We start from the raw sequence: 13,583 nt of genomic DNA on the forward strand, positions 1-13,583 counted from the left end.
CACGACACCGGCCACCTTTCCCCTTTCCGGCGAATCACCTAAACTGCCAGCCCTTTTTGTGTCGCATCCTAATCAAAGGTGAGCCATGGCCCCGTCGTCCACATCAACCGCATCCCGGCGCGATCTGTTCCGGGTGCTGCTGGCAGGGTCGATCGTCCTGTTGGTGGTCCACACCCTGGGCCGCTTCTACTACACGCCGCTGCTGCCGTACCTGGTGGACGATGGTGTTCTGGATTCGCGACAGGCCGCGGCCCTGGCCACCTGGAATTACCTGGGCTACCTGATGGGCGCCATGCTGGCGATCCGCTGGCACCGGGTCGATCACATCCGCGTGCTGTTGCCGCTGTCGCTGGCGGTGCACGTCATCACCACCCTGTTGCAGACCCAGATCGAGGCGGTGCCCGCGCAGGACGTCGTGCGCTGGCTGAATGGCGTCGCCAACGGGGCAGTCTTCGTACAGGCACCGGCACTGATCCTGGAATGGCTGGTCCTGCGCAACCGGGCGTCCCTGAGCGGACTGGTGTATCTGGGCGTGGGTTTTGGCCTGCTGCTGTCCAGCGGTATGGTCACCCTGACTGCGGACTGGCTGAGCGGTGCTGCCCGCTGGTGGCCGGCGCTGGTGCTGTCGGTGCCGCTGGCCTGGTGGGGGTGGCGCCAGCTCCACGTGCTGGAGATGCCGGCGCATGATCCGGCCCAAGCCGATCGCAGCGCCGCCAGGCGAGGCCAGTCACCGCTGTTCGACCGCGCCAGCATCCCGTTGTTCCTGTCTTACGCCGGCGCCGGACTGGGTTATATCCTGCCCATGACGTTTCTGCCCCTGCTGGCCAAGATGCAGCTCGACCCCGGCGCCTGGCTGGTGGACGGTTCCTGGCTGATCGTGGCGCTGGCGACCATTCCGTCCGCCTACGTCTGGAATCACCTGGGAGCCCGCATCGGTGACCGGCTCGCCCTGCGGATCAATTTCGTGGTGCAGCTGGTGGGCGTGCTGGCGGCGGTGATCTGGTCGGGGCCGGTGGGCATCGTGCTGTGCGGCGCGCTGATCGGCGGCACCTTTCTCGGCGCGGTGCTGCTGACCCAGCGTATCGCCCGGGCGCTGCATCCGCATCAGGGGCCGCGACTGTCGGCCGCGATGGTGGCGCTATACGCCTTCGCCCAGATGGCCGGACCCTGGCTGGTCAAGCAATGGCTGGATTTTGGCGGCACCCTGGAAAGTGCCTTCTGGATTGGTGTGGGCGCGTTGGTCTGGGGGCTGGCTTTTGCCTGCCTGGTACCTGCAACACGAGCCAGCGCCTAGCGGCGTTCGGCTTGTGTCAGCAGGTTCTGGTAAAGGGCGCGGATACCGTAGGTCCAGGGCGGTAGCCGGTCACTGCGATCGACCGTGTTCATCAACTGGCCAAGGCCGGGTGTGGCAATGCTGACCCGATCCCCCACATGATGGGTAAACCCCTGTCCGGGGCCGTCCCGGTCCAGGATGGGGGAGAACATGGTGCCGAGGAACAGCATGAACCCGTCCGGATATTGATGGTGGCTGCCGCAAGTCTGCGCCACGAGTTCCATCGGGTCGCGACTGATTTCCCGCATGTCACTGACCGCATCCAGCCTGAAATCGTCGTCGGCGCCCTCGATGGACAAGGACACCTGGGCGGCGCGCACGCTGTCCATGTCGAAGTGATCATCAAAAAGCCGGATGAAGGGGCCCAGCGAACAGGAGGCGTTGTTGTCCTTCGCTTTGCCCAGCAGGAGGGCGCTGCGTCCTTCGATATCCCGAAGGTTCACGTCATTGCCGAGGGTTGCGCCGCGTGGCTGACCGGTGGCGTCCACGGCCAGAACGATTTCCGGCTCCGGGTTATTCCATTGCGAGGCGGGATGAAGCCCGACACGGGCGCCGAATCCGACAGCCGACATGGGTGCGGCCTTGGAAAACACTTCAGCGTCCGGGCCGATGCCCACCTCCATGTATTGCGACCAGAGCCCCCGATTCTGCAGTTCGGTCTTGAGAGCCATAGCCGCGTCCGACCCCGGTTTGATGCGGGCCAGATCCGTTCCCAGTAAACCCTGGATCTCCTGCCTCAAGGCAGCACTGCGGGCTGGATTACCTCCGGCCTGCTCCTCGATGACACGCTCCAGAAGACTCACCGCAAAGGTGACTCCACAGGCCTTGATCGGCTGGAGGTCACAGGGTGCCAACAGATAGGGGGCTTGTTGCGGTGTATTCAGGGAGTTTTCCAACAACGGCTCAACCGAACCCAACGAATCACCCTCTGCATGCGCTGCAATCTCCAGTGCATTGGGGGCATCAATGAGGTCGGCCATGGTCCGTGCGTGGGCCGAAATATCAATCACCTCGCCCTGTCGAACCGTAACCACAGCCGGGCCTGCAATCGGCGACTCTCGCCAGACACGCCCGACCAGCGGAGCGTTCTCGAAATCGGAAGGAAGGCAGTCCCGGGGAAAAAGGGAGGACATAACGGATCTCCTGAAATGGAGGGCAGCCCGTCAGGCTGCCCCGTTTTTCACATAGCCGGATTAGTGTTCGCGCTGTCCATCCACAAGGCGTGATACCCCGAGCGGATTGCTGTCCTGGAGAGCCTCCGGCAACAGGGCGTCTGGCAGGTTCTGATAGCAAACCGGGCGCAGGAACCGGTGAATGGCGGCACTGCCGACGGACGTGGTGCGGCTGTCCGAGGTGGCCGGGAAAGGACCGCCATGAACCATCGCGTGACAGACTTCCACACCGGTGGGCCAGCCGTTGACCAGCAGCCGGCCGGCCTTGCGTTCCAGAGTGCGCACCAGGGAACGGGCTGCATCGGTATCGGCGTCGTCCATCTGCAGGGTGGCGGTGAGCTGACCCTCGAGCTGTTGGGCCACCTTTAGCACGGTGGCTTCATCGTCACAGGCGATGATCAGCGAGCTGGCGCCGAAGATTTCAGCCTGCAGGGCTTCATCCTTCAGGAAATCGGCCGCGTCGGTCCTGAACAGGCCGGCCTGACAGGCGTTGGGCTGATCGCCCGACTGACCTCGTGCCACTTCATCGACGGTGCCCTGCCCGGCCAGTTTGCTGACCCCTGAGGTATAGGCGTCGTGGATCCCCGGTGTGAGCATGGTCTGGGCCCCGCTCTCTTTCACGGCGGCGGCCGCAACGTCTACAAACCGGTCCAGTTCCGGGCCCTTGATCGCCACGACCAGCCCCGGGTTGGTACAGAATTGCCCGGCGCCCATATTGAGCGACGCGACGAACCCTTCTGCCAGTGAATCCCCCCGGGCCTTGAGGGCCTCAGGCAGCAGGAAAACCGGATTGATACTGCTCATCTCGGCGTAGACCGGGATCGGTTGGGGACGCGATTGAGCCAATGCCGTCAGGGCAAGCCCGCCGCCGCGGGAGCCGGTAAAGCCCACCGCCTGAATGCGGGGGTCACTGACCAGGGCCTGACCCAGATCGTTTCCGGCTCCGAACAGCAGTGAGAAGACCCCTTCCGGCAATCCACAGGCCTTCACGGCAGACTGGATGGCCTGCCCAACCAGCTCGGAAGTGCCGGGATGCGCCGGATGCGCCTTCACCACCACCGGGCAGCCCGCGGCCAACGCAGACGCTGTGTCGCCGCCCGCCACGGAAAAGGCGAGGGGGAAGTTGCTGGCACCAAAGACGGCGACCGGACCCAGTGCAATATGCCGCTGGCGCAGGTCTACCCGGGGCATGGGCGTGCGGTCGGGCAGTGCAGGGTCGACTCGCACATCGAGCCACTCGCCGCTGCGCACGACCTGGGCGAACAGGCGCAGCTGCCCGCAGGTCCGGCCTCGTTCGCCTTCAATGCGTGCCTGGGGCAAGCCGGACTCCGCCATGGCCCGTTCGACCAGCGGCTCGCCGATGTTTTCGATCGCTTCGGCGATGGCTTCCAGGAAACGTGCCCTCTCTTCCAGCGAGGTTTCCCGGTAGGTGTCAAACGACCTTTCGGCCAGCCGGCAGGCCTGCTCGACCTGTTCATTGCCGGCGCCAGTGTACTGGGGATCGAGTGAGTCACCGGTGGCCGGGTTCACGGCGGTAAAGGAACCGCCGGTTCCGGCAATGGTTGAAGAACCGATCAGTTGTTTGCCTTGCAGCTTCATAGAGCGCTCCTGATATCTCAGAGATTTGAAATGGTGACGTCGGTTGTCCCTGGCTCGAAAGCCAGCGGGTTGCGGAGCGGGCGACCGAGTGCGGCCACCTCGATTTCAAAGCAATCGCCCTCCTGGGTCTGAATGCCATCGGCAAAGCTCAGGGTGGCGGTACCGAAATAGTGAACGTGCATGTCACCGGGACGCCGGAAACCGGCGTACTTGAAGTGGTGGTATTCGAGGTTGGCGAGGCTGTGCGCCATGTTGTCTTCGCCCGTCAGGAACGGCTTCTCCCAGATCACTTCACCCTGGCGCCGGATGCGGCTGACGCCTTCCAGGTGGGAAGGCAGGTCCCCTACAAGCAATTCCGGGCCAAAGCTGCAGGACCGCAATTTTGAGTGGGCCAGCCACAGGTAGTTGTGACGTTCGGTGACGTGATCGGAAAACTCATTGCCAAGCGCATAGCCAACACGCCAGGGCTGTCCCTGGTCGTCGATCAGATAGAGACCGGCGATTTCCGGTTCCTCGCCGGCATCTTCGGCAAAGGCCGGAACCGGCATCGGGCCTTCCGGATTCACAACAATGTCGCCATCGCCCTTGTAGAACCATTCGGGCTGGACGCCTCGTTGGCCCGGGGCTGGTTTGCCGCCCTCTGCGCCCATCCTGAATATGCGCATGGAATCGGTCAGCGTCTCCTCGCCGTCCTCCATCCTGGCGTGCATGGCTGCCCGCGTATCGGCGCTGCCCAGATGGGTCAGCCCGGTGCCACTGACGAGGCAGTGCGCCGGTGACGGATGGGTCATTGGCGGCCGTAACTGCCGATTGGCGACCAGTTCCGCGTAGTCGAGACAGGTATCGGTGGCCGCTTCTTCGATGATATCGGTCAGGGGGCGCCGCTCGGACAGCGCCTGCCGGGCCAGCCCGTAGGTGCCCTCATCGCCGTTCAGCAGCCGGACCTGATCGGGGCTTTCAACGCGTGCCGCCCGTATCCGGCCCTGGTATTCACACTGGATTAAACGCATAACTCCTCCCGTGTATTCGTGGGTTCAGACCGGCCACATCGCCAGGGATGGCCAGAGCAGAAGCGCCGTCAGCACGCACAGCTGGATGGCAACGAACGGCAGCAATGAGACAAAGATATCCTTGAGGCTGATGCCCGCAGGCGCGACCCCTTTGAGGTAAAACGCGGCGGGCCCAAAGGGCGGTGACAGGAACGACACCTGCATGTTCACGGCGAACAGGATGCCGAACCAGATCGGGCTGTAGCCCAGCTGATCAACAATCGGCACAAAGATAGGCAGCGTCAGCATCGCAACACCGATCCAGTCGAGGAACATCCCCAGTACCAGCAGGATGGCCATCATGATCAGCATGATGACGATCGGCTTCACATCGAGCCCGAGGATCAGGTCGGCAATGAAATCGTTGCCGCCCATCAGGTTGTAGACGCCCACCAGTGCGGCGGCGCCAATGCCGATCCAGATGATCATGCCGCAGGTGGTGATGGTCTGGTTGAGGCTTTTGTGGATGTTCGGCAGGTTGAATTCACCGCGCAGCAGCATGGCGATCAGCACACCAAAGACGCCCATGGCTGCCGCTTCGGTGACCGACGCGACACCGCCATAGATCGAACCGAGAACCATGCCGGCGATGAGGCCCGGCACGACGATGGCTTTGAGCGCCTGACCGCGGCTGGAGAAGTTCTCCTGACGGTCTTCGTCCGTCAACGGTGGCCCCAGCTCGGGGTCACGCAGGCAACGGACCAGGACGTAGGCGATGTAGCACCCCATCAGCAGCAGCGCCGGGGTGATGGCCGCCGTGAACAGGTCGGCAATGGACACCGACGCGATCAGACCGTAGATGATCAGCACGATCGACGGCGGCATCATGGTGCCCAATGAGCCCCCGGCACAGACCACGCCAATCGACAGGTGTTTGTCGTAGCCCAGGCGGAGCATCTGGGGCAGGGCCAGAATGCCCAGCAGAACGATTTCCCCCCCAATGATGCCGGACAGCGCAGCCAGGAAGAAGGCAACGATCACGGTCTGTACGGCGACGCCACCGGGCAGGCGTCCGGCAAAGACGCGCATGGCATTGAAGAGATCTTTGGCTATCCCCGATCGGTCCAGTAACGACGCCATGAAGACGAACATGGGGACAGCCACAAGGGAGTATTCGGTGACAAAACCGTAGACGCGGCTGGTGACCAGCGGCAGGGACATGGGGCCAAACCAGCCGAAGGCAAAAATCAGGGCGACCAGACCTGTGATGAAGGCCAGGGGCAGGCCCGTGATCAGCAGGGTGAAAATGGCGCCGATCAGTAGCAGGGTGCCGTCTGAAATATCCATCAGGCGTGATCCTCAGGGCTATTTGATGCAGCGAAACAGGTGCGCAGGGACTGCACCAGATGAATGACGGTCTGAACCGTCATAACGAGCAGGGCGATCAGGATGATGCCCTTGACCAGGGCCGGAAACGGCGGGTTCCAGGACGTGCCGGAACGTTCCAGGGACCATTCCCCCATGGGGTTGTGTGAGGATTGCCAGAACATCACATACGCGGCGTAGCTCATCATCAGGCAGAAGCCGAGGGTGATGGCATCGTTGAGCAGATCCAGCCCGCGCCGGAAGCGTGGGCCGACATGGTCATAAAGGACTCGAACGCGAATGTGCCGGTTACCGGCCATGGCGACCGGGCCGCCCAGGGCAAACAGGGTGGCAACGAGCATGACCACGGACTCGTGAACCCAGGATGTGGGAGAGTCGAGGCCGTAGCGCATGAAAACCTCATAAACGCTGATGGCCATCGCGATAAAAACCAGCCAGGCGGCCATACGCCCGAACCGGAGAATGAGCCGGTCAAAGCCACTGCGTGGCGATTCGTTTGAATCACCCGATTCGGCCAGCTCGGCCTCATCGATGGAGGCAGGGTTGTTTGAATTGGATTGGGACATAAATCCTCCGGGTGGCGCGAGGCGCCACCTTCAGATAGATAGTGCGATCTGGGCCGGTCCGGCAGAAACCGGTTCGGAGGCCTCGGTTACAGGAGGTTGCGTGAACGCAGGAAGCTCGTTGCCGCGTCGTAGACCTTCTGGCACATGTCGTTCTTGCCAGCCCAGACTTTCCATTCCTTCTCAGCGGCTTCCCGGAATTTTTTGCGTTCGGCCGGCGAGAGATCGATCGGATGGACTTTGGGGTTGTCCTTGAGCTTCTGCAGGGTCTCGATGTCCTGCTCCTGGAGACGGGCAATCAGGTCGTAGGACATGGCGTCGAAAGCGACCTTCAGGGTGGTCTTCAGGTCATCCGGCAGCTTGTCCCAGATCTTCTTGTTGATGGACACGGCGATCATGGGCATGGAATGGAAGCCCGGATACAGCGGGTATGGCGCAAAGGTATGCAGGCCCATGGCGTCGTTGTTTGACAGGACGGTTGAGTCCGCCGCATCAATGACGCCTTTCTCGAGACTGGTGTACACCTCGGAACCCGGCAGGTTCACGGGCGCCGCGCCAACCCGTTCAAAGATGTTGTAAACCATGCCCTGTGGCGCGCGGATCTTCAGGCCCTTGAAATCGTCGAGGGTCTTGATGGGCACGGTGGACGGAATGGATTCCAGCGGAAAGGTACCGGCAGAAATCAGGTGCACGCCGTAAGGTTCGGCGAACTCGTTGTAGAGCTGCTCTCCGCCGGCGTGCTTCATGAAGGTCAGGAAGTCATTCGGGTCACTCCAGGCCCCCACCAGGTTGCCCATCATGCCGAACGCGGGGTTCTGGCCCGAGAAGTAGCTCGGGTCTGTCATGTGGCCCTGGAGGATGCCGGCGCTGACCGCTTGCAGGGTCTCTGTGGGGCCGACCACGGAATTGATGGGCATCACTTCAATCTCGACGCGCCCGTCCGTCATCTTGGCAATCTTTTTTGCCCACTCCTGTTTGATCTTGAAGCTGGGCTCGCCGGCTGTTTCCGAAGCCTGGAATTTCCACTCGTAGTCGGCTGCCTGCGCTTGAACGGACGCGAGTCCGGAAAGCAGCAAGCTGCCGATAATCATCAGTTTTCGTGTTTTAGCGAACATAAGGCACTCCTTCGGAGGTTGTTTTTGTTGTCGCCCGCACGATGCAGACAACCTGGGCAGGTTCATGCAGCAGTGCAGGTTCGATAGTAGACATAAATTTTTGTTTGTTCAACATACGATTTTTTATGTATGGTTTACGTGGAAAGCGACCCTGTCTGTTCAAAACAAGAAACCGGCTTCAGGCCGGAACTCGGAAGGAGAGACTCCCGATGACGCAACGCAAACGCACTCTGCGTTCCGCCCAATGGTTCGGTACCGCCGACAAGAACGGCTTCATGTACCGCAGCTGGATGAAGAATCAGGGCATCCCCGATCATGAATTTCAGGGCAAGCCGATCATTGGCATCTGCAACACGTGGTCCGAGCTGACGCCTTGTAACGCCCACTTCCGTAAGATCGCGGATCACGTCAAGAAAGGGATTCTGGAAGCCGGGGGATATCCCGTTGAGTTCCCGGTGTTCTCCAATGGCGAATCAAACCTCCGGCCCACGGCCATGTTCACCCGAAACCTGGCCAGCATGGATGTGGAAGAGGCGATTCGTGGCAACCCGATGGACGCGGTGGTTCTGCTGGTGGGCTGTGATAAAACCACACCCGCTCTGTTGATGGGGGCCGCCAGTTGCGATCTGCCGACGCTGGTGGTGTCCGGCGGACCCATGCTGAATGGCAAGCACGAGGGCAAGGACATTGGCTCTGGCACGGCCGTCTGGCGCCTGTCCGAAGAGGTGAAGGCCGGCAAGATTTCCATGCACGACTTCATGGCTGCCGAAGCCGGCATGTCACGCTCGGCCGGCACCTGCAACACCATGGGCACGGCGTCGACCATGGCCTGTATGGCTGAATCGCTGGGCACGTCGCTGCCGCACAACGCGGCCATTCCGGCGGTGGATGCCCGGCGCTATGTGTTTGCCCATCTGTCCGGCAACCGCATTGTGGAAATGGTTGACGAAGACCTGACGTTGTCCAAGGTCCTGACCCGGGACGCCTTCGAAAATGCGATCCGTGTGAATGCTGCCATTGGGGGTTCCACCAATGCGGTGGTGCATCTGAAGGCCATTGCCGGTCGCATCGGCGTGGACCTCGAACTGGATGACTGGACCCGTCTTGGCCGGGGTACACCCACCATTGTGGATCTCCAGCCCTCCGGTCGCTTCCTGATGGAAGAGTTCTATTACGCAGGCGGCCTGCCGGCGGTCCTGCGCCGCCTGGGTGAAGCCAAGCTGTTGCCCCATCCGGATAGCTTGACGGTGAATGGCCGTACGCTGTGGGAAAACGTGGAAGACGCGCCGCTGTACAACGATGAGGTGATTCGCCCGCTGGACAATCCCCTGCGCGAGGATGGCGGCATGTGCATCCTGAAAGGCAATCTGGCTCCGCGGGGCGCGGTTCTGAAACCTTCCGCGGCCAGTCCCGAGCTGATGCAACATCGTGGGCGAGCCGTCGTTTTCGACGATTTCGATCACTACAAGGCGCGCATCAACGACCCGGATCTCGATGTGGATGCCGACAGCATTCTCGTGATGCGCAACTGTGGCCCACGCGGTTATCACGGCATGGCGGAAGTCGGCAACATGGGGTTGCCGTCGAAGCTGTTGGCGCAGGGCGTGACCGATATGGTGCGGATCTCCGATGCCCGCATGAGCGGTACCGCCTATGGCACGGTCGTTCTGCACGTGGCGCCGGAATCCGCCGCCGGAGGCCCCCTGGCCGCGGTTCGTGACGGCGACTGGATCGAACTGGATTGCGACAGCGGCCGACTGCACCTGGAACTGAGTGATGACGAGATCCAGGCCCGGTTGCAGGAAAGCGATCCCACTGCGGCCTCCCGCCAGATCGCCAGCGATGGCGGCTACCGGCAGCTGTATATCGAGCACGTGCTGCAGGCCGATGAAGGGTGTGACTTTGACTTTCTGGTCGGCAAGCGCGGTGCCGATGTTCCGCGACATTCCCATTAAGCGTTCGGGTGAATCATTATGCAGAACAAACGTCGACTGTTGCCCGGAGAGCTGCGCTCGCGCTGGTGGCTGGACAACCCGGAACACCCAGGGACCACAGCGCTGTGCATTGAGCGTTTCCTGAACTATGGCATCACATTGGAGGAGCTCACCAGCGGCAAGCCCATTATCGGTATCGCACAATCCGGCTCAGACCTGACGCCGTGCAACCGTCACCACATCGATCTGGTGAAGCGCGTCAAGGATGGCATTCGGGCCCAGGGCGGGGTGCCGTTTGAGTTTCCCCTGCATCCGATCTACGAGAACGCCCGTCGGCCGACGGCGGCGCTGGATCGCAACCTGGCCTATCTGGGGTTGGTCGAGATTCTGCACGGCTATCCACTGGATGGCGTCGTGCTGACGACCGGCTGTGACAAGACGACGCCCGCCTGCCTGATGGCCGCGGCAACGGTCAACATACCGGCGATTGTCCTGTCTGGTGGCCCCATGCTGAACGGTTGGCGCGGCGCAGAACGGGTGGGCTCCGGCACCATTATCTGGGAGCTGCGCAAACGATTGGCCGCCGGGGACATCGACTATCCCACATTCCTCAGCCGGGCGGCAGACTCGGCGCCCTCCATTGGTCATTGCAACACCATGGGCACGGCCTCAACCATGAACTCGCTGGCGGAAGTCCTGGGCATGAGCCTGCCGGGCTCGGCTATGATTCCGGCGCCCTACAAGGAGCGGGCGATGGTTGCCTACCAGACCGGCCAGCGCTGCGTGGATATGGTGTGGGAGGATATCCGGCCGCTGGATATCCTGACCCGGCCCGCGTTCGAAAACGCGATCGTCCTGTGTTCCGCGCTGGGCGGTTCTTCCAATGCGCCGATCCACATCAATGCGATTGCCCGCCATGCCGGTGTGGAACTGGACAATGACGACTGGCAGGCGCTGGGCCATGACGTCCCCCTGCTGGCCAATGTCATGCCGGCAGGGGCCTACCTGGGCGAGGAATTCCATCGGGCCGGGGGCATACCGGCCGTGGTCCACGAATTGCTGGGCGCCGGCAAGCTGCACGGTGATGCGCTGACCGTCAATGGAAAGAGCCTGGCGGAGAATGCGACAGGCTGCGAGACGCAGGATGACGACGTGATTCTTCGCTACGACCAGCCGCTGGTGCCCCGGGCCGGATTTATCAACCTCAAGGGCAACCTTTTCGACTCCGCGCTGATGAAAACCAGCGTGATTTCAGCTGAATTTCGCGAGCGTTTTCTCAGCAATCCCCTGGACCCGGAGGCTTTCGAAGGCACGGTGGTCGTGTTTGATGGCTCGGAGGATTACCACGCCCGGATTGACGATCCGACACTGAATATCACGGCGTCCACCATCCTGGTCATGCGGGGGGCGGGTCCGGTTGGCCACCCCGGTGGCGCCGAGGTGGTGAACATGCAGCCGCCGGAAGCGTTGATCCGGCAGGGGATCGAGTCGTTGCCGTGTCTCGGGGATGGCCGTCAGTCTGGCACCTCCGGCTCACCTTCGATCCTGAATGCCTCACCGGAGGCGGCTGTTGGTGGTGGTCTTGGGCTGCTGGAAACGGGTGACAGGATCCGAATCGACCTGCGCCGGGGCGAGGCGAACGCACTGATTCCTGAAGACGAGTGGTCCCGGAGACGGCAACGCCAGGCGGACAGAGGGGGCTATATCTATCCCGCCCATCAGACACCCTGGCAGGAGATCCAGCGCGGATTGGTCGAGCCGCTCGACAAGGGCATGACCCTGGCCCCGGCGACGGCATATCGGGACGTTGCGCGCCAAAGCCCACCCCGGGACAATCACTGAAGACGGATGAACAGGACGGCAGGGCCAGGTTACCGGCCCTGCCCGCTCTTACCCCACATCCAGTTTACGTCCGAGCGCCGTTTCCGGCATGTCGATGCCCAGAGCATCGGCCGTGCCCCGGAGGACGGCCTGAGCAGCCAGGAAGGCTTCATGGGGTTTTCGGGCCCGTATACACTCCATAACCTGCCGGTGCCGTTCCAGGCTATCTTCCGGGTCCGACGCCTGCACGTTGGACCGCGAAATCAGGATCTGGATCGAGGGCCGCAAGATGTGGGAAAGCTGGGTCCATACGATGTTGTGGGTGGCTTTGAAAATTGCTTCGTGGAAGGCTACGTCGTAGTCACTGTGCAGTCTGCGCTCTTCCGGGGATTCGGCATCGTGGAGGTTTTGACCCATGCCCTCGAAGGCCTCTTCAATGGCGACCAGGTCCCGGGCCTTGGCATTGGTGGCGGCGATCATCGCGACGTAGGGTTCCACGTCCAGCCGGAACTTCAGGATCTCGTGCAGCACCTTGGGATTGGGTGCGGCATAGCGGGTCATCCAGTGGGTCACCATCGGATCGAGAATGCGCCAGTCGTCGTAGGGGCGCACTTTGGAGCCATGCCCGGAGATGCGCTCGATGATCCCGGCATCCACCAGCTTGCGCAGGTCGCTACGTACGGCAGGGCGATTGATCTTCAGCTGTTCGCAAAGATCGATTTCCTTGGGAACAAAATCGCCCGGCTGGTAGCGTCCGGAAAAAATGGCTTCGGCCAGATATTCGGCCACGCTGGGTTTGGATGGTGTTTGAGAGGGTTTTGCTGCCACAGTCTTTGATCCGTTTATTTTATCCATACGCTGTCATATGTATAACATAATCGCAAGAGTTCCGGGTGCCAAGACGGTCACACTTGCCTGCAAGGGCCCTACTATCCGTGGGGCTGATCCGTGTTGTCGTAGCCGAAGCAGTGCTCCAGTGAATAGAAGTAGGCATTGATCACCCGCTCGGATTCCTTCTCCATGTCGAACGTATCCGGCACCAGCAGCCAGAAGTAGATCAGGCCGGTGATCTGCACGTGCAGCTGGACGATGGCCCGTTCGATGTCCAGGTTCTCCGGTAACTGGCCCCGCCGAATGGCGTTACGCATCACGCCGCGCATGCGCTCGGACGCATCGTTGATGTTGTTGCGGTGCCGGGCAACCAGTTGGGCGTTCTCGTCCGTCAGTTCGCACTTGTGGAACATGATCTCGAACACCTTGCGCTGGTGCGGATCGCGGGCGATGTCCCGGGTGAGGAAGAGCAGGAAGTCTTTCAACCGTCCCAGCGGGTCGGTCTGTTCGGGATCTTCAACCACTGCGCGGAGCATTTCCAGCGGCAGTTCCTGGCGCTCCATCATCGCCTCGAACACGTCGTGCTTGTTCTTGAAGTGCCAGTAGATGGCTCCCCGGGTGACCCCCGCCTCCGCCGCAATATCGTTCAACGACGTGCGCGAGACGCCCTTTTCATAGAAGACCGTCTCCGCGGCATCGATCAGCCGTTCGCGGGTCTTCTGGGCGTCTTCTTTGGTGCGTCGGGCCATGGGCCACTCCTGTCTCTTTCTGTGATGAGCATAGTATTAACTACTATATATACATTCGTGCATGTATGTATAATCGGGTTTTCACGGATTC

11 protein-coding genes are annotated in these 13,583 nt (G+C 61.7%); 3 read left to right on the forward strand and 8 right to left on the reverse strand.

Translation table 11 applies throughout. The features are described 5' to 3' along the window. Window positions 1–85: 85 nt before the first annotated feature. A complete protein-coding gene (locus J3364_RS13150) occupies window positions 86–1,294 on the forward strand; it encodes a YbfB/YjiJ family MFS transporter (protein ID WP_349558775.1) in 1,209 nt (402 codons plus the stop codon). On the opposite strand, the gene J3364_RS13155 is transcribed toward J3364_RS13150, so the two are convergent. The 6 genes from J3364_RS13155 to J3364_RS13180 all read right to left on the reverse strand — a co-directional run bounded on the left by J3364_RS13155 (window position 1,291) and on the right by J3364_RS13180 (window position 8,157). Further along, the gene (locus J3364_RS13155; protein ID WP_349558776.1) at window positions 1,291–2,466 is read right to left on the reverse strand and encodes a fumarylacetoacetate hydrolase family protein; all 1,176 of its coding nucleotides are present in this window, start codon (window positions 2,464–2,466) and stop codon (window positions 1,291–1,293) included. The two genes, J3364_RS13150 and J3364_RS13155, sit on opposite strands and share 4 nt — an antisense overlap. A 60-nt stretch (window positions 2,467–2,526) precedes the next feature. Continuing rightward, complete coding sequence (locus J3364_RS13160) at window positions 2,527–4,104, reverse strand: aldehyde dehydrogenase (NADP(+)) (RefSeq protein ID WP_349558777.1); 1,578 nt, start codon at window positions 4,102–4,104, stop codon at window positions 2,527–2,529. 17 nt (window positions 4,105–4,121) lie between these two features. Further along, entirely contained in the window at window positions 4,122–5,114 is a 993-nt protein-coding gene (gene araD1 / locus J3364_RS13165) for an AraD1 family protein (RefSeq protein WP_349558778.1), read from the reverse strand. A 24-nt stretch (window positions 5,115–5,138) separates the two neighbouring features. After that, a complete protein-coding gene (locus J3364_RS13170; RefSeq protein WP_349558779.1) occupies window positions 5,139–6,440 on the reverse strand; it encodes a TRAP transporter large permease in 1,302 nt (433 codons plus the stop codon). Continuing rightward, window positions 6,440–7,045 carry a TRAP transporter small permease subunit gene (locus J3364_RS13175; RefSeq protein ID WP_349558780.1) on the reverse strand — a complete coding sequence of 202 codons (606 nt, stop codon included), beginning with the start codon at window positions 7,043–7,045 and terminating at the stop codon, window positions 6,440–6,442. The genes J3364_RS13170 and J3364_RS13175 overlap by 1 nt, the downstream gene beginning before the upstream one ends. 86 nt (window positions 7,046–7,131) lie before the next feature. Further along, on the reverse strand, window positions 7,132–8,157 hold the full coding sequence (locus tag J3364_RS13180; RefSeq protein ID WP_349558781.1) for a TRAP transporter substrate-binding protein: 1,026 nt from the start codon (window positions 8,155–8,157) through the stop codon (window positions 7,132–7,134). Window positions 8,158–8,366: 209 nt separating this feature from the next. Between J3364_RS13180 and J3364_RS13185 the strand changes: the two genes are divergently transcribed. Together J3364_RS13185 and J3364_RS13190 are read left to right on the forward strand one after the other, a co-directional pair. Beyond that, a complete protein-coding gene (locus J3364_RS13185; protein ID WP_349558782.1) occupies window positions 8,367–10,112 on the forward strand; it encodes an IlvD/Edd family dehydratase in 1,746 nt (581 codons plus the stop codon). Between the two features lie 18 nt (window positions 10,113–10,130). Next, window positions 10,131–11,933: an IlvD/Edd family dehydratase gene (locus tag J3364_RS13190; protein ID WP_349558783.1), complete on the forward strand. Its 1,803-nt coding sequence runs from the start codon at window positions 10,131–10,133 to the stop codon at window positions 11,931–11,933. Between the two features lie 48 nt (window positions 11,934–11,981). Here J3364_RS13190 and J3364_RS13195 read toward each other — a convergent pair whose 3' ends face one another. Together J3364_RS13195 and J3364_RS13200 are read right to left on the reverse strand one after the other, a co-directional pair. Beyond that, window positions 11,982–12,740: a FadR/GntR family transcriptional regulator gene (locus J3364_RS13195; RefSeq protein WP_349558784.1), complete on the reverse strand. Its 759-nt coding sequence runs from the start codon at window positions 12,738–12,740 to the stop codon at window positions 11,982–11,984. 101 nt (window positions 12,741–12,841) lie between these two features. After that, window positions 12,842–13,492, reverse strand: a complete 651-nt coding sequence (locus J3364_RS13200) for a TetR family transcriptional regulator (protein WP_349558785.1) — start codon at window positions 13,490–13,492, stop codon at window positions 12,842–12,844. Window positions 13,493–13,583: the final 91 nt, after the last annotated feature.

Source organism: Marinobacter sp. NFXS9, assembly GCF_040148665.1.
GTDB classification, from domain to species: domain Bacteria; phylum Pseudomonadota; class Gammaproteobacteria; order Pseudomonadales; family Oleiphilaceae; genus Marinobacter_A; species Marinobacter_A mangrovi.